Here is an 18751-nt window from a genome sequence, read left to right as displayed (position 1 = left end):
CGGCGGCTCCTCGGCCAGCACGGACGCGTAGAAGTCTCGCATCTCCGCGCCCAGGTGCTCGCGGACCGTCGGTGGCAACTCGGCCTCGGCAGGTAGTGCTTCGAGGGAGGCGAGGATCTCAGCCGGAAGTGGTGTTGTCGCAGAGCAGTTGTCGTCGGTTTCCATGCGTCTCTCCTGCCACCTCCCGCGTCAGCCACCTCCAGGGGGATTCGGCAACCCGCAGGGGACGTTTTGGCAGATGTGTGATGAACGCCAGCTAACGAATGCTTTCACGGCTCTCTGAAACACTCCGATCAGCACAGGAAGTGGGACTCGAAAGTGCGTACTAAGGATTGAGCAGGACGCCCAACGAAAACGTCTCGGGAATTCACAACAGGACCTTAAGGCTCGTGCATCTTCCCACCTCATCGCGCGCAAAACCATTAATCTGGATGCGTCGGCGACGATATTATCGGGTCGTCGATGATCGATGCATCATGCGCTTGAGGCGATCCCTTCAGATAATCTCGCGGCAAGTCTCCGGAACGAGGCCGAAACAGATTGGCGGTACTCTCGTCCACTTCCAACCACTGACGTTCAGGAGGCCGCACGTCAGGTCAGCTTCTCCGTGATGTCGAACTCGATCTCCGTGCCCTGAGCCATGAGGCGCCACTATACAGTGAATTCATATTAGACGATACCTGTATGGCGATCAAGGGCCGTTTGATCGGTTGGCCATGACAAGCACGCGAGGGTGCCGACTGCTGACGAGCGCATGGCGTGACGATGGGTTCACGCGCTCATCACCGCTCCATCGTGAAGCCTTTTCGATATCCGATCTGACCCGATCATGGCGAAGCCCAGGCCAAGCGACGGATCTTTTTTGGAACCGATTTTATTGCAGTGCCGTTGAGGCAGCTTCGTTAAACAGCCGACGTCCGAGCGTAAGCCAGACAGCGATAGAACCATGATAAATCTATGCAACACGTGCGTTGTAAGCGTATTAAGATAGCATTGCCATATATTTTTATTTGCAAATATTATCTATTTATGTATTTTTCATATCTCTAATGGCTAAATATAAATATGTAGAAGCCAATATAAATAGATCAATTTACTAAAATCAAATACATACTATACCATAGCGACACGAGTACGCTCCGTCCTATCTGCCAGGAATAAGCCATATGCTCTCTAATCAGCCTCCTCACGCCGGTCTTACCGCAGCGCAGCACGGACAGAAGGCATATCATACGCGGATCATCCGCCTGTCGGCTTATTCCGTCGCGACGGTTCTCGCGCTCCTGATGACGACGGCCACATTGCCCCCTCTGCTGGCGGACCAATCCGACCGGGCGGTGATTAATGCGCCCATCAACCTGCTGACTGCTCCGATATCCGGAGAAGTGAGGGAGATCTCCTCCGCGATCGGCGATCGCCTGCAGCCGGGCGAGGCCGTGGCGGAGATCCATAATGGCCGTGTCGACCGGACGACCCTGATTGCCCTCGACAGCAAGGCTCAGGAGCTACGCGGTGCGCTGGCGGCCACTCGGCAGAAGAAGGATTCTGACAACGCCTATGTGGCGGCTCTCGATACGGAAATTCGCAGGCAGGCGGAACAGACGGTCGCAAAGCTTGAGGGGGAAGTCTCAGAGGCCCGCGCGCGAGTCGCGTCAGCCGATGCCGAAGGCCGTTCGACCAGAGCGGTGGTCGAACGGCAACAGGCCATGGTCAATCGCAACACCGCCAGCGTCGATCTGCTGCGCCCGACCCAGCACAAGTTGGAAGCGGCCGGTTTCGACAAGGATGCGGAGACGGCAAAGCTCAACCAGAAGCTCGCCGAACTCGGCGCGGTGAAGAAGGGGATCTTCGTCGGCAACCAATCCAACAGTCTCGCCGTGCTCACCCAGAAACGCCGCGACATCGCTTTCGACGCTCAGCGTCTGGCCATCGAGGAGGAGCAACTCTCCTCGAGCTTGAAAACCCAGGAATCGTTGTTTCTCGCCGAGAAGAAGCGGCTCGATAGCCTGACCGACGCGAGAATGCGTGCCATGAACGGCGGCGTCGTTTTGAGTCTTGGCGTGGCGCAAGGTCGTCACGTCAGCGCCGGCGATTCGGTCGCGACGCTGGTCGATTGCGACCAGGCTTTTGCGGTGGGAATCTTCTCGTATCGCCAGGCTCAGGACCTGGCGGTCGGCACACCCGTGACGATCTCGATGGGCGGGAACGAAGCGCCGCAACAAGGCCGAGTCAGCGAAATTCTCCCGAAGACCAGCGAAAAGACTGATCAGCAATACGCCGTGCCCTTCCCGCAGACCGAGCGGCGAGAGATGTATGTCCTCGTTAGCTTGGAGGCACGCGAAGCGCCCGCACTTCAGGATCGGTTTAAGGCAGCGAGCCGCACGAGCCCATGTTCCGTGGGTCAATGGGTGACGATCACCCGCGAGAACGGCTGGATTCCCTCGGCATCCGTAGCCTGGAAGGCGATTGCGTCGGGCTTCACCGGTCCGGAGGCGAAGGAAGGCTGGACCCGGGTCGCGACCGGAACTCGCGATGCCGTTCGGTCGGTCTCGGACGCGCTGGTGCGGGGGGCGAGTTCGCAGGAGGCCAGGCAAGTCTGGCGCTCGTTGTCGAACGGCGCCTCCCAGGCAGCCGATACCCTCTCGAACGGTCTCAAAGCCCTTGTGTCCAAGGCAGCCCCCGATCGTGAGGATCAGGCGGCTCGAGCAGCCTATCCCAGGGAACGCCGTGCGGAGAACACCCATTGAGGAGCGTCAGGCTCGCACTGGCGGCGGTCATGGGGGCCATTCTGTCGCCCGCGCAGGCGGCAGAGCGCCATGCCCTGGCAGGCCCCCTCTGCTCGGCCCTCGCCGAAACAGTCGAGGCCAGCGCCGCGGGGAGGGGAGGCGGCCGCAGCGGGCCGCTCTTCGTCGCGAGCTATCGGCCCGGTCCGAGCGAGACCGAATTGCCGCCGCCTTTGCGCCAATCAGCCTTCACCTACGACAATGCTCTCGCTGCCATCGCCTTGATCGCCTGTGGCGACCTCCATCGTGCGCGGCGGATCGGCGACGCTCTTGTGGCGGCGCTCGAACGCGACCGCACGTTCCACGATGGGCGGGTGCGCAACGCCTACCGTGCCGGTCCGGTCGAGGAGGGCGCCCTCGCTCTGCCAGGCTGGTGGGATGCCGAGAAGAAGATCTGGGCTGAGGATCCCTATCAGGACGGGACCGCGACCGGCAACGTCGCCTGGGCGGCGCTGGCGCTGCTCAACCTCGATGGCGCAATCCCAGAGGCGGGATATCGCATCGGCGCGCGCCGGATGCTCGCGTGGATCACCGCGAACGCGACCGATCGGCGCGACCCCGCCGGATTCTCCGGAGGGGTCGATGGCTTCGATCCGTCACAGACGGCTCTTCGCTGGAAATCCACCGAGCACAATCTCGATGTCCATGCGGTCGCTGCCTGGCTCCACCGCCTGGAAGGCAAGCCGGAGAACGCCAGAACCGCGGCGCTCGCGGCGGACTTTCTCAGAGCCGTCTTCGACGCCGACCGCGGCATGTTTCGTCTCGGCACCACACCCGAGGGTGCATTCCAGGGGACGGAGCACGTGGCCCTCGATACCCAGCTCTGGCCCCTCCTGGGAGTTGCCGGAGCTCCCGCCGCCTGGACGCGGGCGCTCGACTTTGCCGAGCGCAGGCTCGGCGTGCCCGGCGGGTTCGACTTCAACGAGGATCGCGACGGTCTTTGGATCGAAGGCACGGCGCAGGCGGCCCTCACCCTCCGGGCGAGTGGCCAGCAGGACGATGCGAAACGGCTGCTCGATGGGCTCATGGGCCAGATCTCGCCCTCCGGCTTCCTGTTTGCGTCGAGCGTCGAGCGGCTGACCACGGGCATCGCCATCGGCCCTGCGAGCGTCGGCGCGGACTTCTTCTACTTCCGGCGGCCGCATCTCGGGGCTACGGCCTGGGGTGTTCTGGCGGCCACGGGCCGGAATCCATTCACCGGGAAAGTCGTGGAGTAGCCGACGCGATGTTCGAAGCGCCACAGGACGTCTTTTCCGTTCTCACGACTGATCTCGGCATCTTCATCGGCCTCCTCGTGATGGCGGGGCTGCTCGATCGTGCCAGCGCGGCCGCGCGCCTCCTGTTCGGCGCGACGACGGCGGTGTTCATCCTCTGCTACGCCGCTTGGCGTTGGCACGACACCCTGCCGCGCCTGGAACCCGAACTCGGCAAGCTCTGGCCCTATCTGTTCTTCGCCTTCGAAATGATCGCGATCGTCTACACACTGATGTCGATCGTGATCCTGATCCGGTTCAAGGATCGCTCGGCGGAGGCCGACCGCGAAGAGGCCAAGCTGACGGCGAGCGGCGACTGGCCCGCGGTCGACATCTTCATCTGCACCTACAACGAGCCCCTGGACGTGGTCGAGAAGTCGATCATTCCTGCCCTTGCGGTGGATTATCCCAACGCCACCGTGTGGGTCTGCGACGATACAAGGCGCGGCTGGCTCAAGGATTTCTGCAACGAGGTCGGCGCCCGCTATGTGACGCGGCCGGATAACAAGGGAGCAAAGGCGGGCAACCTCAACAATGCCCTGACCCAGACGGCGGGATTTACCAACGCACCGATCATCCTGGTCCTCGACGCCGATTTTGCGATCGCCCCGAACATCCTGCGACGCGCCGTCGGCCTGTTCCACGACGAACGCGCCGCCGTAGTCCAGACGCCGCAATTCTTCTTCAACGCCGACCCCATCCAGCACAACCTCATGGCCTCCGAGGCTTGGGTCGACGACCAACGCATCTTCTTCGATGTGTTCCAGCCGGCGAAGGACGCCTGGGGCTGCGCCTTCTGCGTCGGAACATCTTTCCTCGTCCGCCGCGACCGTGTGACCGCAATGGGCGGTTTTCCCGACGATGCGATCTGCGAAGACATCAACCTGTCCTATTCGCTGATGCGCCACGGATATAAAACGCATTGGCTCAACGAGCGCCTCAGCGCCGGCCTCTCTGCCGAAGGTCTGCCGGAATACATCACGCAGCGGACGCGCTGGTGCCTCGGCACCATGCAGGTGGCACTCCTCAAGGGAGGTCCGTTCCGAGGTCGTGGTTATACGATGATCGAGCGGCTGCATTACCTGCACGGCGTGCTGAACTGGCTGTGCAAGCCTTTCATCGTCCTGATGCTGGTTGCGCCATCGATCTATTGGTTTCTCGACATGCCGGCCTTCTATGCCGACTATCTGTCGTTCCTGCGCTACGGCCTGCCTGCGCTTCTCGCCCTATGGACCTATAGCGGCTGGGTTTCGGGCAAACGCACGCTTCCACTGTTCATGGAAGTGACCCACATCATGACGGCCCTGCCGATCACCGTCACCCTCATCTCGGCGGCGATGAGACCGTTCGGCAGACCGTTCAAGGTGACCGACAAGGGCGGAGACCGCTCTGTTTCCCAGGTCCGCTGGCAGATGGCGGCCGGGTTCGGCGGAATCGCACTGCTTTCCGGCGCCTCGATCCTGTGGTCGTTCGTGTCGCCATACGTAGCGAATGAGATTTCGCCGCTCGACTACTTCAATCTTGTCTGGGCGGGCGTCGCCATGCTGTTCACCTTCGTCGCCTTTCTCGTCTGTTTTGAGCGCCCGCGGACGGCAGAAGAGTTTGTCGCGGAGGAGTCGGTTCGCGTGCGTTCGGGCGGCATCTGCTATGACGCCGTCCTGACGAGCCTCGGCATGGAGACAGCCCGGCTTCGTCTAGATGCTCCGCCCCACACCTTTGCTGCCGGAGACGCGCTGCAAATACAGATCGAGCCGGCCGGCTGGATCACCGCACGCCTCGCCGTCATGATGAATGGAACACAGACCCTGCGCCTGGAACCCAATCGAATTCAGCGGCATAGCCTGATTCTTCGGCTGTTCACGACAGCTAGCGACTCTATTGCCCGGACGGGGAATCTACGAGTTGCAATACAAGGGCTGATCCACCGCTGCTTTCGCGCGCACTAACGGCACGACGTCACGGAAACCGCGTCGCACTCTCATCTGAGATGCAGCCAGCGCTCCTGGATCAGGCGCAAGCCATCCGGACACTGGCGAACAATCATCCAGATGGACCGTTTCATGGCAACAGGAGGTGCACCCATGACCGTGGTCGTTTCAAACAAGATCTGGCTGGAAGGAAGTGCCGCCAGAGAGGACGGGCAACCCGTTTCCGCCAACCCCTATCCGGCAGGATCGCAGGAGAGCGCCGACTGGCTGGAGGGCTACACGACCCTCGAGGCCGAGCAGTTGGTAGCAAGTTCCGATCCGGGCGAGCACATGTAGGCAGCATCAAGCTTCAGCCCGGTTCTCGAGGTTCAGTCCCAATCAGCGGCTGACCGCTCGATCTACCGAGTGATCATTCAGCGCCCAGCCCAACGCTCACCTGGCGTCCGGCATCGGCACTACTTGAACCTGGGTCTTAGCGCTGCTTACGCTCGAATTCTTCGGCATTGCGAGCGCTGTCATCATCCGATCCGAAGGCTCACCGTAGATCGGCTGAAAGGCCTGCCTCAAGGCCTGCCCGACGCCGCACATGAGGTAGTCCCAACGGCGGCAACCGCGACTTGGCGCCCATACGAGGCGAGGTGTTGGCGCTTGCCGAACGGCAGAGGACATCTGAGTGTCCGGGATAAAGCAACGGAAAGCTACCTTTGCCCAACTTCCGCCGGCACGCTTCTTAAGAAGCCGGACCCATGCCGCGTCTGAAAGCCTTCGCTGCTGATCCCTACGCGATCCTGGACAACCCGCGTCTTTCGAACACGGCATTGATGCCCTCGATGAGCAAATCCTGCTGCTGCAGGTCCTCGTCGGCCGCGATGCGCTTGAGCTGTCGAAACGCTTCGGGCGAGACGTAGGCGGTCACCACGCGCTTGCCCTCTCGGGTGCTGGCCTTGGGATACTTGCCCGTCATGGCTTCTCGGATCCCAGGAGCCGTCGAAGCCACGGACATCGCCGTCATGGCTGCCCGCGCCTCATCGGATTGGCTTGGCACGTCAGCCGGGGAAGCCGCCGGCTTGCTGCTGAACAGGCTCGGGCGCTTCGTCATCTCAAACCTTTGCTTTCCTGCGGGACTTCCCGCCTGTGGGCAGGCCCACCTGTTGGCTTGCCCATCTAAACAGGGCCGCGACTTCCTCCGCGGCCTTTCCCTCCGGTTCGTATTCGGAGGCGGACCGTCCATCGATGACGGCATAGGAGTAGGCCACACGCTGATGGATCGTCTGGGGCGCCACCTGGGCGCCACTCGCCTCGAGCCCACGCCTGGCCTCTTCCACAATGGCGCTTCGGACCGGGGCCGATGAGAGCACAACCCAAGCCGGCTTTTTGGCAATGACCGCCAGATCGCGCGTTGCCTCGATGGCCTCGAGGTCGAAAGCCGCCGGTCGGCAGGGGATGAGGATGAGGTCGGCCGCCCTTGCGGCGGTCAATGACGCGCGGTCTGCGTTCGGCGCCGTGTCAATGACGAGAAGGTCTGCGCCGTTGGACCGGGCTGCGTCGACGAGCTGAGGCAGGCGCTCGGCATGGTCGCCCACGACTTCCGGCCCGTCAGCCTGGCGCTTGTCGCCCCATTTCCTTGCCGTAGCCTGTGGATCGAGATCGACGATCGCGCAGCGGTGCCCGCCGAGATGCGCCGCAACCGCGAGGTGTACGGCGAGGGTGGATTTCCCAGCCCCGCCTTTCTGACTGATGACCGCAATCGTCCGCACGTCAGCTTTCCCGCATGATGGCTAGCCCGCCTGCCCACAGGTTGGCATCCCTAAGCCCAAGGTGTCCATTCCGCAATCCCGGCCTCATGCAAACCGCTTGTCATTCGGCGGGTCGCGATGGTGTGGAGGGAGACGCCCGCTATCGATGAATTACTGGATCTCGGAAGGCAAGCAGACAGGCCCACGAGAGGGGACGCAGGCTTGACTGCTTGTGGGCATGCTTCAGGAAGGATCGAGATCGGAGGGAGGGGAGGCGGCAAGCGTAACGCCATCGCTGAAGGCGGCGATGGCGGAGTTATGAGTCAGGTCCTCCGACTGTGGTAGCGCATGGCCCGGTACATCGCCGCATCTGTGACGCTGACCATGATGATCCAGGGAGTAAAGCGGCCGCAGACCGAGGCGCGACCGACGATCGGCTCGGCGAGATGGGGCGTCGTCAGGAGCAGGAAAGCGAGAAGGGCAGGGAGCGCATGTGGCGGCTCTACCATGATGACAGCCGGAGCGGGTTTGCCGGTGGTCAGTCTCGTCGGATCGCCGGGTCGGTCATCGTTTCTTGCCATTGCGTGGCCCGCTGACGACCGGAGTGTTGTCGCGGTTCTCTTTGAGGAGTTTGCGCCAGCGTGTCAGGCGCTCAGGGTCCAGCGATCCTTCGGCGACGGCGGCCTGCACCGCGCAGCCGGGCTCGTGGGCGTGCGTGCAGTCGCGAAACCGGCACGAGGGCGCAAGCTCGGTGACCTCAGCGAACAAGGTCTCGATCCCCTCCGCGGCGTCGCTCACGTGCAGCGTGCGCATCCCCGGCGTGTCGATGACCCAGCCGCCGCCGGCAATGGCGTGCAGGGACCGCGATGTCGTGGTGTGGCGTCCTTTGGCGTCGTGCTCGCGAATGCCGCCGGTCTCCTGGAGCCGCTCCTGACCCGGACCGGCGGTGCAGGGTTTGAGTTTCCGGATCGACGAGCACCCGATCGCCTACTTCGAACTCGCCGAGTTTGGGTTGAACCGGGAGCAGCAGCGTGACGAGCCCGGTAGGAGCCAAGGCTGTCAGGCGAGAACGGTGAACCCGTGGCGATCCGGCTAGCCTCGCGTGCAGCCTCGTTGGGCTCACGATGGTCTTCGAAGAAATCGCACCATCCCAGGCTGCCAAGCGACAGGGAATTCGAGCGAGCGGCTTGATCTCTCAGGAACTCGATGTGGATGTCCTCGACGCACGCTACTCGTCCGCCGCGATCTCAAATTCCATCCCCCGGCCCGGTCCCTGGTCGGCATAGTCGACGAGGACGTAACCGCGCGTCGCCAAGGCAGCGTCGAGGCTGTCACGGTGTTTTCGGAACGTCTGGCCGATCGCGAGCGGCGTCAGGCGCGGATTGCTCTGCCGGAGCTGGTCGACGCCGACGTGAAGCGGCGCGCCCTCCCGGTCGGCGATCCGGATGAGTGCGGAGGCCAAATCCATGGCCTTCGTCTCTGAAGCTGATTTTGTCTTGAATGCCATGCCGGTTTCCTGGTGTGCGAATGTGCTGCTCAGCTACCCTGCAAGCTTTCGGCAAAATCCTCCGGCACTTCGCCGAACTGGCCGAGGATAATGACACCTTCGAGTTCGCCGGTCTCGTCGTCTGCCATCACCCGCAGCGCTGCGGTGCCGGGCACGCGGCCGGCCATGGCCTCGGCCTTCTTGAGCGCGCCACTCTCAGTCGGCGAGACCTCGCGGTCTCCCGGCACCAGGCGCTTGCGCTGGACCGTGAAGGTCTGGACGAGGAACGTCGTCTTGATCGTCATGGCCGCTCTCTCGTTCGAGACAGCCCAGCGCTGTCCCCGCTATCCACAAGCCCGACGGCACGCTTGACCGGAACCGACACGCCTGCTTGTTCTTGGTCCGTTCTAGCATGGATCGGAGCGCATGGCGGGCCTTTATCGGATCGAGGACCTGAGGTCCGATGACCTGATCTCCATCCCGATCATGGGCCCGGCGCTGTGCGCAGGCTTCCCGTCTCCGGCCGACGACTTCCTCGAAGGCGCGCTGGAGCTGCCGCGCTGGCTGGCGCCGAACCCGCCCGCCACCTTCGCCTGGAACATCGCAGGTGACTCGATGCGCGGGGCCGGCATCTTCGATCGCGATCTTGCCGTGACCGACCGCAGCCTGACCCCCATCCATCGCAGCGTCGTCGTGGCGATCGTCGATGGCACGATGAGCCTCAAGCGCCTGGTGTTCGAGGACGGGCGGCCGCGTCTCACCTTCGACAACTCGGACATGCCTGCCTTTGCCGTCGAGGAGATGGTCGAGGGCGAGATCTGGGGCGTGGTGCGCTTCTCGATCCGCTGGCACATCGCCAGGGCCGGGCTGGTGCGATGAGCCGCGCGATCGCGCTCATCGACGGAAACAGCTTCTACTGCTCCTGTGAGCGGGTGTTCGACCCGAAGCTTGCGCGCGTGCCCGTGATCGTCCTGTCCAACAACGATGGCTGCGCCATCGCCCGCACCAGCGAGGCCAAGGCGCTCGGCATCCGCATGGGCGAGCCCTGGTTCAAGATCCGGGACCTGTGCAAGCAGCAAGGCGTGCGGGTGTTCTCCTCGAACTACACCCTCTACGGCGACATGAGCGCTCGCACGAACGCGGTCTATCGCGACTTTGCACCCAGGGTGGAGATCTACTCCATCGACGAGAGCTTCCTCGACCTCTCGGACGTCCAACCGGCTCGGCGTCTCGAACTCGCCCGCGATCTACGTGCGACGGTGCGAGCCTGGACGGGTATCCCGACCTGCATTGGCATCGGCCCGACGAAGACGCTGGCCAAGCTCGCCAACCACATCGCCAAGAAGGTGCCGGACCTCGACGGCGTCTGCGACCTGACCGATCCGGTGGCCTACGATCATTGGCTATGCCGCATCTCGGTCGAAGAAGTCTGGGGCATCGGCAGGGCCTCCCTGGGCAAGCTCGAAGCCATGGGCGTCGACACGGTGGCGGACCTGCGCGACCTCGACCCCCGCCCGGTGCGCAAGGCCATGACAGTGGTGGGCGAGCGCATCATCCACGAGTTGCGCGGGCTGTCATGCCTGCCGCTCGAGCTGATGCCGGCACAGCGCAAGGGCTGTGCGGTCACGCGCTCGTTCTCTGCCCGCGTCACAGAGCGCGAGGTCCTGGAGCAGGCGGTGGCCACGCACGCCACCCGGCTCGGCGAGAAGCTGCGGCGCGGCGGCCTCTGCACGACCCATGTCTCCGTCTTCTACCACACCAGCACCCACGACCACGGTGCGCCGATGCGCTCTGTCTCTACCACTGTGACGCTGCCGGAAGCGACCAACGACACGCTGGCCCTTATCGCTGCGGCCCGGCACGGCATCGCCAGGACCTGGCGCGACCAGGGCGAGCGGCCGTGGCGCTACTCGAAGGCGGGAGTCATCACCACCGATCTGAAGCTACTCGACGACAGTCCGCGGGCGCTGATCGGTCAGCTCGACCGCGAGCGCAGTGGACCGTTGATGGCCGCGATGGATGCCTGCAACGCTCGCTTCGGCCGCGGCAGCGTGGTGCCGGCGCGGGCCGGGCTGCAGGCGAAGCGGACATGGTCGACGAAGTTCGAGATGCGCTCCCCGCGCTACACGACGCAAATCAGGGAGCTGCCGACAGCCGTCGCCTAATCCAAACCCAGCAATTTTGGTTCCCTCAAGAACGACAGGTATCTTGGATGCGCCAAATCTATTGATAACCTCAATCAGTAAGCGTGATCTGGCTTTAAGAACTCATTAGCAGATTCGCCCCGGAGATGACGTTTATCAAACCAAGCGTCAGCGGTCGGGAACATGCCTGCTTACACCCTTTTCGGACAGCGCTGGGATTATGGCGATGCCATCGCCAACGTAACCTGGGCGGTCGACTCGACCATACCAAGCTTCTTCACGTCCGACATCGCGAACGCCTTCTTGAGTTGGTCCACCTACGCCAACATCAGCTTCCAGCGGGTCGCTCCGGGCGCGGGTGCGGAGATCACTTTCAGCAACGCCTCGATTGATGGCGCCTCAAACGTGCTCGCCTGGGCGAGCACGTCCTACACCCTTGGCCGCGACCCCGAATACGTGCGGGGCTCCGTGCGGTTCGATGCCGACGAGGGCTGGCGCGTCAGCGGCAATGATGTCCAATCCGCCCGCGGCGTGGACTTCTACCTCGTCGCCCTGCACGAGATCGGCCACGCGATCGGTATCGATCATTCGACGGCCGCCAAGATGGTCATGAACCCGACGATCAACACCAACCTCTATGGCTTGACGCAACATGATATCCAGGCGGCACAAGCCGTCTACGGTTCTCGGATGGGCGCCCCGGCCTTCGATGCCGCAACCGGGTTTAGCGCGAGCCCCACACCAGCGGCGATCCCGATCTCGCCACCGACGGGCGCCTCCATACCGAGCACGCCCGTCGTTCCGACCGCCGTAAGCCCACCTCTGGAGGACCTGACTGATCCGGTCTTCCGCTTCTACGACACAAACACGCAAGACCATTTTTACACGGCGAGTGCTGTCGAGCGCGACCAGATCATGCGAACGATCCCCCATTACGCCTACGAGGGTGTCGCCTTCGAAGTTCCGGACGACGGGGCCGGTACGATCGACGTCTTCCGGTTCTACAATACCGCGACGCAGGCCCACTTTTTCACGTCGAGCGAGGCTGAGCGCGACCAGGTAATCCGCACGCTGCCGACCTACCAGTACGAAGGGGTGGCTTTCCAAGCTTTCGCATCGGCGGCTGGAACCCCGGACGCGCTGGTACTCGATCGGTTCTTCAATACGCAATCCAAAATGCACCACTACTCGAACGGCAGCGAATCCATTGGCATCCTGGCGGGTAAAGCCGGCCCTGGATGGGTGTTGGAAGGCCCGAGCTTCATCGTGGCCCAGATCGGCAGCGATGGTCGCCCGGCGGAGGCTGTGCACGAGGACGGCGTATACGAGGCCGGCCCACCTGCCAGTCTCAATCCGTTCGATCACCACGACACCTACGAGGGCGTCCTGCTTATCTGAGTAGCGGCACCACCTGCGTATCGTTGCAAGCGCGAAGCAACGATACGCCGGCTCACGTCGGTTTGCCTGGCCAGCAGGATCGCCGACCGAAGCGCCGAGCGCTTCGAATGCGGGTTCACCATCATGCCGAAAGCGAACGGGCTGTCGGACGCAGCGGCGCGGAGATCGGTCGCGTAGCCCTCGCCCGTACGGAAAGTCGTCGGCGTCGAGTCCGCCATGACGGTGCCCAGCGCAGCCGCGATACCGTGCCCGGGGATGAGCTCATGAGAAGGATGCCCAAACGAAAACGAGCGCCGCCGGCACCAGCATCTCAGGTCTTCACGTCCTCGTGCAGTGTCTCCTCGATGTAGAGCTGATCGAGGAGCACCTTGATGACCGCGATCAGGGGCAGGGCAAGAGCGACACCCCAGAGCCCGAACAGGACGCCAAGGAGCAGCTGGCCCGCAAAGATCGTCGCCTCCGGGATGTCGAGCGCCCGCTTCTGGATGAAGGGTGTCAGCCCATAGGTCTCCAGCGTCTGCACCGCCACGTAGACGCCGATCGCACCCAGCGCGGCGCTCGTGCCCGAGGCAAGGCTTGCCAGAACGATCACGACGCCGGCGACGAGCGGGCCGATCGTCGGGATGAAGGCCAGCAGCCCGGCTTGAAGGCCGAGAATCAGCGCTCCTCCAATTCCGAGCACCGCGAGGCCAGCCCAGGTGCATAGGAAGATGGCCACCATCGTGATGAGCTGGCCGAACAGCCAACGGCGCAGGGTCTCGCCCATGCCATCGAGCACCATGGTGCCGCGCGGGCGATGCTGGGGCGGTATGAACCGCAACAAGCCGTCGCGATAGGTGCCGGGATCGGCAGCGCAGGCGATGCCCAGGAAGACGATGACGAGGACGTTGCCGAGGGCATTGAACAAGGCAAGGATCACGTTCGATGCCGGCCCGAGGATGCTGCTTGCACTTGGGATCGATGCGCCCGCCGCTGTCTCACTCTGCGGCTTGCGATCGCCTGAGGGCTTGCCTTCGTTTGAGGCAGGGCCTTCGGCCGCCGGCGCGTTCTGCGATGTCGCATCCTCGTCGGCTTGCGGTTTGGGCGGCTCCTTGGGAGTGGTGTCGGGCTTCTGGGTCCCGAGCCCCTCCAAGGCCGGCGAGTCGATGCCGTAGCTCTTGAGCCAGTCACGCACTGTGCCGGACTGCTCCTGGACCGTTTGCCCCAGATCACGGGTCTGCTGCACCACCATGGCGCCGCCATAGCCTACGAGGCCTACACAAAGCCCACCAAGACCCAGGGTGACGACGCCGAGCCGCAGGCCCCGACGAAGCGCGAGCACCGACCCGAGGATGCGGGTCAGACCGTCGAGGAACACCGCAAGCAGGATGCCGGCGAAGATCAGGAAGAGGGTCGAGGCCGATAGCCAGGCCAGGGCCAGGAGCGCGACGAAGCATACGATGGCAATACCTGAGACCGCCAGCGACCATCTTCCGGGCTGTGGCCCGATGGCCTCTCGCGTCGTGTGGGCGTCCTGCATCGATCAAGCTTCCTACCGTTCCCTCGGGTTCTGCCGAGCGATTCATGGCAGGGAAGGCACTGAGGCCTGAGATCGGATGAGTCCAGCTTCGGCTGACAAACTTCGCTGGCCTCTGGCAGGAAGCGTCAGTTCGTACACCGAGCGCGGAACCCCAGAACCAGGGCCGTCGTGCAAGGACGGGCGATTACATTTGAGATGGGCAGACCGCCGGTGCACGGTCTCGCTGGGCGAGGTGCCGACAGCCTCCCCTCGCCACCACCCCAACCGCGCGCCGATTGCCCCTCCGATATGGATACAGAGGGCCGCAGAGACCGCCTGGAACAGAACCGCTGGAGCCGATCCCAGGCGTTCGACGCCGCCGTCAACGGAGCAGCCGGGACGAAGGTGCTTCCGATTCCCGGCCTCGGGTGGAGATTGGAGAAGCGCCGCCTTACGCCGTCATCCACCCGTGTAGCCCAGCGCGCCGGCTGCATCCGTCAGACGGCCAAATGCGGTGCGGTAGCGCGCGGCGAGTGCCTCACCATTCGGCAGGGTCCGATGCGGGCTGAGGTTGTCCTCGTTATCCGACATCTTGATCAGGATGGCGCCGAGGTTGTTGCTCTCAATGATCCGATCAATCGCCTCGGAATAGGGGATCTTCTGCTTCGGCTTGGTCAACAGGAGGACCATCGCCAGTACCTCGTCGCCGAAACCAGCGGCCGTCAGGTCGCCAGCTGTCGTTGCGGTATCCTCGAGAACATCGTGAAGGAGCGCCGCCTGCATGACCATCATCGGGTCGACGTCTATCCGGTTTACGGACCTTGCGTGCCCCGCTCGCGCCGCGGCGGCGTTGGCAACCCGTTCCAGGTGCCGGATGTAGGGTTGCCCGCCCTTGTCGACCTGCCCCGCATGCGCGCGGATCGCGAGGCTATGCGCGTCGAAGATCGAAGTCATGCCTTCACCGGCATCGCCAGCAGGATCGCGGTAGGGACCGCGCTACGCTCTGAAGCTTCCTTGATCTCAGGGTCTTTGACAATGCCGGGCGCGAACTGGCTGGCCGACACTGCAGCGAGGAGATCAATCGCGTAGCCCTTGCCCACCAAGGACCGTGGTCAGGCCACTAGTGAGGATGGGGGTCTGCCAGTCAGCGGCGCTCGAAGGCACGTGGCAGCTCGCCAAGGCCGCAAGCCTTAACGCTTCACACTGCCGTCAATCCCATTTGCCCACAGGCCCACAAGATAAATCGCCTGCAAGCCTGCGAGCCCGCAAACCCGAGCTATCCGATCACGGCGGTGGACCCAGCGCCCGATCTTCTCGGCGCCTGAGCCAGCCCGCCGCGCCTTCCATTCTCCCGACGTCCTTTAGCCCCGGAGGACACCGATCACGGCAACGATCGAACAGGCCCCTTTTCACCTCGATCCCGCTTTCGCGGCGATCGATACCCATGTACCGGCCTCGAGCGTCCGGCAGGTAGCGCCCGATGCCCTGGTGATCCAGCGTCACGCCTGAATGTGCGAGGCCCTGGCCCGCCTTGTGGCGATGCCCTTCCACGCATTTCAGCGCACTCGCCATACTCCGGCACCTGCGCTGGCACATCGCGCCGGTGACATCACGGACGCGGCTGTGCTGGTGCGAGCTTTCGGCATGGCGCTCTACCTCAACCTCGACTTCCCGCGCGAGAAGCCGTCCCGCCAGGGGGTCGCGCCGGTCAGGCGCACATTATCGCATGCCGGTGAGGTCATGGGTGTTCTGGTCCTGATCATCGGCGGAATGATCGCCATCGGCCTTGCATCGCTCACTTAGACCTTCAACCACATGCCTGCCGGCGGCCATGCAGGCCGGACCGCTTGCCCACATGCCCACAGAGATACCTGACGAAGGATTCCTGCACCTGCGCCTGCAGTAGCGGCGTGCGTAAGCCGCCACCGCAGGAGAGGCTCACAGCTCTCAGGGCGCCGGCTACCCGCCTCCAGCATCGCAAGCCGCGAGGCGGCCCGTATGAGTGCGCCGACCAGCTTCGTGGCTCATCCGGCCATCCGACCTGAGTGCTTCGTCGCGATCCATGAACGCCTTCGGCTGGAGGCTCAGCGGCTGCACGACATCGCCTAGGCCGAATTTGAGCGCCACAGAGCAGAGCCTGACACCATGTTGGGGTAAAGGATCCAGAATCTAAAGAAATCACTCATCAAAAGATTCACTGACTTTGTGACTTTGGCGGAAGGGGTGTCCGCCTCCGCCCAATCCGAGCCCGTCCAAAGGAGTCCGAGGCGTCGGGTGTTTCGCTGTAAACAGAGGTCCTTAGGCTCATGTGACCGTCCAGCCTGATCCGTTGTCATCCGGCCCCATCCGGCGTACGATGTGGGCGCGAATGTGGGGTACTGAGTTCGGAAGACCGTGTGACGAAACGGCTAGGGCGACACCCAGAGAAGGCGCTGACGGCGGTTCAGGTCCGCGCGCTCAAGGTGCCCGGCCGCTACGCTGATGGCAACGGCCTCTATCTCGTTGTGGATCCGAGCGGGGCCAAGCGCTGGCTCCTGCGCACGGTCGTCAAGGAGCGGCGCCGCGACATCGGGTTGGGCGGCCTCACCCTCGTGTCGCTCGCCGAGGCGCGCGAAAAGGCGCTCTCCTACCGCAAGCTCGCCCGTGAGGGTGGCGACCCGCTCGCCGAACGCCGCGTCGCCAAGGTCGCAGTGCCGACCTTCGCGGAAGCCGTCGAGCGCGTCCATGCTGAGAACGCGGGCACCTGGCGCAATGCCAAGCACGCCGCTCAGTGGCGCAACACGCTCCAGCAGTACGTCTGCCCCGATCTCGGCGAACGCACGGTGGACCGGATCGAGACCCCCGACATCCTGCGGGTGCTTACCCCGATCTGGCTCGAGAAACCCGAGACCGCGCGCCGGGTGCGCCAGCGCATCGGCACGGTGCTCGACTGGGCCAAGGCCTCGGGCTTCCGGCAGGGCGAGAACCCCGTGGCCGGCGTGACGAAGGGGCTGCCGAGGCAGACGACCATGGTCAAGCACCACGAGGCCCTGCCTTGGGCCGAGGTGCCGGTCTTCATCGCGCGACTTCGCCAGACGAGGGGTGAGATGGTCCGCCTTGCCTTCGAGTTCCTGATCCTCACGGCCGGGCGCACCGAGGAGATCATGGGAGCGCGGTGGCCGGAGTTCGCCCTCGATCAGGGTCTTTGGACAGTGCCGGCCGAGCGCATGAAGGGCAAGCGCGAGCACCGAGTGCCGCTGAGCACGCCCGTGCTAGCGATCTTGGAGCGGGCGCGGGAGTTCGGCGATGGCTCCGATCTCGTGTTCCCGGGGCGCCGGACGGGCAAGCCGCTCTCCGAGATGGCGTTCCTGATGCTTCTACGGCGGATGAAGGTCCCGGTGACGGCGCACGGCTTCCGCTCGTCGTTCCGCGACTGGGCGGCGGAGACGACGGCGTTCCCGAACGAGGTCGTCGAGATGGCGATCGCGCACAAGATCAAGGGCAAGGTCGAGGCGGCCTACCGGCGGGGGGACCTGCTCGATAAGCGGCGTCCGCTGATGCAGGAGTGGGCCGCCTTCGTGACCACGCAATCGACAGGAGATCAACGGCATGGATGAGAACGAGGTCAGCGAGGTACGCCGGCGGCAGATCGAGTTCCTCATTGAGCGCGAACTCGGGCTTCCAGGGGAAGCCTACTTCGAGAACCAGACGAGTGATGAGTTCTACGCCGAGGACGTAGAGGACGTCGCAGGCGCGCGAAACGCACGCTGGGACGAACTGGCCGCGCTCTCCAATGCAGACCTGACCACCGCCTACGAGCGCGAGCGCACGATCCTCGAAGACGACTGGTTGAAGATCTCGAAACCGCTTCGCCCCGAGGACGCGGCGCGTTGGATGGACGCCGACGGCTGGAGTGTGGCGGAGGCCGTCGCCCTTTCGTTCGGCATTGCTCCTCGCATCAACGACAATCTGCTGACCTGGGTCCAGCGCAACCGGCGCATTCACTCGGGCGCGCAGCAAGTCGCTGATCGGTTCTGGTACATTTCCCGCGCGATCGATGTCGGTATCTTAAGCCAAACAGTCCCGCCGCGCGCATTTCTCGAATGGCTGTCGAGCAAAAGCTTTGGAGTTCCTAGCGTAATAAGAAGTTTTGGTGATGAATCTCCGAGTTCGAATGATGAACTGGCATCCGCCCTGCGTGCATCAAATAGCGAACTGATGCTTCTGAGAGCCGAGGTCGACTCTCTGAAGAAAAAATTGCACGAAAAGCCGTCCCTGTCGGAAGGCACACTCTACGGACTGCTGGCAGTTATGGCCATCGGTCCATACAGGAGCGAGCTTGCGAAGAAGAGGAGTAGAGTTCCGCGGAACTTGAGCGATGCTCTACTTCTAAACGGAATTGAACTTGGACCAAAACGGGTGCGGCATCACCTTGTCAGAGCCGTCAGTTGCTTATTAAAGCCCAATCGGATCGCCATTCCTGAAGACGACGCTGCGGACGACGAGCCACCCGGAACGGACGTCCGATAGAGCGAGGGCGACGTCC

General features: G+C 63.5%; 18 protein-coding genes and 1 pseudogene. 10 read left to right on the top strand and 9 right to left on the bottom strand.

Annotation, left to right across the window (positions count from 1 at the left end; translation table 11 throughout):
• Positions 1-1166 precede the first annotated feature (1166 nt).
• The 4 genes from K2Y56_RS01295 to K2Y56_RS01280 all read left to right on the top strand — a co-directional run bounded on the left by K2Y56_RS01295 (position 1167) and on the right by K2Y56_RS01280 (position 6300).
• The gene (locus K2Y56_RS01295) at positions 1167-2747 is read left to right on the top strand and encodes an HlyD family efflux transporter periplasmic adaptor subunit (RefSeq protein WP_292504040.1); all 1581 of its coding nucleotides are present in this window, start codon (positions 1167-1169) and stop codon (positions 2745-2747) included.
• Positions 2744-4000 carry a hypothetical protein gene (locus K2Y56_RS01290; RefSeq protein WP_292504038.1) on the top strand — a complete coding sequence of 419 codons (1257 nt, stop codon included), beginning with the start codon at positions 2744-2746 and terminating at the stop codon, positions 3998-4000. The genes K2Y56_RS01295 and K2Y56_RS01290 overlap by 4 nt, the downstream gene beginning before the upstream one ends.
• 8 nt (positions 4001-4008) lie before the next feature.
• Complete coding sequence (locus K2Y56_RS01285; protein ID WP_292504035.1) at positions 4009-5982, top strand: cellulose synthase catalytic subunit; 1974 nt, start codon at positions 4009-4011, stop codon at positions 5980-5982.
• 135 nt (positions 5983-6117) lie between these two features.
• Positions 6118-6300: a hypothetical protein gene (locus K2Y56_RS01280; RefSeq protein ID WP_292504032.1), complete on the top strand. Its 183-nt coding sequence runs from the start codon at positions 6118-6120 to the stop codon at positions 6298-6300.
• Positions 6301-6742: 442 nt separating this feature from the next.
• Here K2Y56_RS01280 and K2Y56_RS01275 read toward each other — a convergent pair whose 3' ends face one another.
• From K2Y56_RS01275 to K2Y56_RS01250, 6 genes and pseudogenes are all read right to left on the bottom strand, one after another.
• Complete coding sequence (locus K2Y56_RS01275) at positions 6743-6928, bottom strand: ribbon-helix-helix domain-containing protein (protein ID WP_292504029.1); 186 nt, start codon at positions 6926-6928, stop codon at positions 6743-6745.
• A gap of 136 nt (positions 6929-7064) precedes the next feature.
• A complete protein-coding gene (parA, locus tag K2Y56_RS01270; RefSeq protein WP_292504028.1) occupies positions 7065-7721 on the bottom strand; it encodes a ParA family partition ATPase in 657 nt (218 codons plus the stop codon).
• A gap of 302 nt (positions 7722-8023) precedes the next feature.
• Entirely contained in the window at positions 8024-8209 is a 186-nt protein-coding gene (locus tag K2Y56_RS01265; protein ID WP_292504025.1) for a hypothetical protein, read from the bottom strand.
• Between the two features lie 55 nt (positions 8210-8264).
• A pseudogene (gene rsgA / locus K2Y56_RS01260) lies at positions 8265-8621 on the bottom strand (GTPase RsgA); the annotation flags it as partial.
• A gap of 307 nt (positions 8622-8928) precedes the next feature.
• Positions 8929-9207 carry an adenylosuccinate synthase gene (locus K2Y56_RS01255; RefSeq protein WP_292504023.1) on the bottom strand — a complete coding sequence of 93 codons (279 nt, stop codon included), beginning with the start codon at positions 9205-9207 and terminating at the stop codon, positions 8929-8931.
• A 29-nt stretch (positions 9208-9236) separates the two neighbouring features.
• Positions 9237-9491 (bottom strand): hypothetical protein, encoded by a 255-nt coding sequence (locus K2Y56_RS01250; RefSeq protein WP_292504020.1) that lies wholly within the window; start codon positions 9489-9491, stop codon positions 9237-9239.
• Between the two features lie 121 nt (positions 9492-9612).
• On the opposite strand from K2Y56_RS01250, the gene K2Y56_RS01245 reads away from it, so the two are divergent.
• The 3 genes from K2Y56_RS01245 to K2Y56_RS01235 all read left to right on the top strand — a co-directional run bounded on the left by K2Y56_RS01245 (position 9613) and on the right by K2Y56_RS01235 (position 12728).
• Positions 9613-10065 (top strand): S24 family peptidase, encoded by a 453-nt coding sequence (locus tag K2Y56_RS01245; protein ID WP_292504019.1) that lies wholly within the window; start codon positions 9613-9615, stop codon positions 10063-10065.
• The gene (locus tag K2Y56_RS01240; RefSeq protein WP_292504018.1) at positions 10062-11351 is read left to right on the top strand and encodes a Y-family DNA polymerase; all 1290 of its coding nucleotides are present in this window, start codon (positions 10062-10064) and stop codon (positions 11349-11351) included. The genes K2Y56_RS01245 and K2Y56_RS01240 overlap by 4 nt, the downstream gene beginning before the upstream one ends.
• Positions 11352-11513: 162 nt before the next feature.
• Positions 11514-12728 carry a matrixin family metalloprotease gene (locus tag K2Y56_RS01235; RefSeq protein WP_292504015.1) on the top strand — a complete coding sequence of 405 codons (1215 nt, stop codon included), beginning with the start codon at positions 11514-11516 and terminating at the stop codon, positions 12726-12728.
• 310 nt (positions 12729-13038) lie between these two features.
• Here the strand turns inward: K2Y56_RS01235 and K2Y56_RS01230 are convergent, their stop codons facing one another.
• The 3 genes from K2Y56_RS01230 to K2Y56_RS01220 all read right to left on the bottom strand — a co-directional run bounded on the left by K2Y56_RS01230 (position 13039) and on the right by K2Y56_RS01220 (position 15326).
• Positions 13039-14247 (bottom strand): AI-2E family transporter, encoded by a 1209-nt coding sequence (locus K2Y56_RS01230; RefSeq protein WP_292504013.1) that lies wholly within the window; start codon positions 14245-14247, stop codon positions 13039-13041.
• A gap of 438 nt (positions 14248-14685) precedes the next feature.
• A complete protein-coding gene (locus K2Y56_RS01225) occupies positions 14686-15180 on the bottom strand; it encodes an HD domain-containing protein (protein WP_292504011.1) in 495 nt (164 codons plus the stop codon).
• Positions 15177-15326, bottom strand: a complete 150-nt coding sequence (locus K2Y56_RS01220; protein ID WP_292504008.1) for a hypothetical protein — start codon at positions 15324-15326, stop codon at positions 15177-15179. Before K2Y56_RS01220 ends, K2Y56_RS01225 begins: the two co-directional genes overlap by 4 nt.
• Positions 15327-15735: 409 nt before the next feature.
• On the opposite strand from K2Y56_RS01220, the gene K2Y56_RS01215 reads away from it, so the two are divergent.
• The 3 genes from K2Y56_RS01215 to K2Y56_RS01205 all read left to right on the top strand — a co-directional run bounded on the left by K2Y56_RS01215 (position 15736) and on the right by K2Y56_RS01205 (position 18735).
• Positions 15736-16029, top strand: a complete 294-nt coding sequence (locus K2Y56_RS01215; RefSeq protein WP_292504006.1) for a hypothetical protein — start codon at positions 15736-15738, stop codon at positions 16027-16029.
• 593 nt (positions 16030-16622) lie between these two features.
• Complete coding sequence (locus tag K2Y56_RS01210) at positions 16623-17822, top strand: site-specific integrase (RefSeq protein WP_292504004.1); 1200 nt, start codon at positions 16623-16625, stop codon at positions 17820-17822.
• Positions 17815-18735 (top strand): hypothetical protein, encoded by a 921-nt coding sequence (locus tag K2Y56_RS01205; RefSeq protein ID WP_292504001.1) that lies wholly within the window; start codon positions 17815-17817, stop codon positions 18733-18735. The genes K2Y56_RS01210 and K2Y56_RS01205 overlap by 8 nt, the downstream gene beginning before the upstream one ends.
• Positions 18736-18751: the final 16 nt, after the last annotated feature.

It is taken from the genome of Methylobacterium sp. (genome assembly GCF_019745455.1).
Taxonomy (GTDB): Bacteria; Pseudomonadota; Alphaproteobacteria; order Rhizobiales; family Beijerinckiaceae; genus Methylobacterium.
The sequence above is the reverse complement of the archived record's forward strand: the minus strand, read 5'-3'. Positions and strand labels throughout refer to the sequence as shown.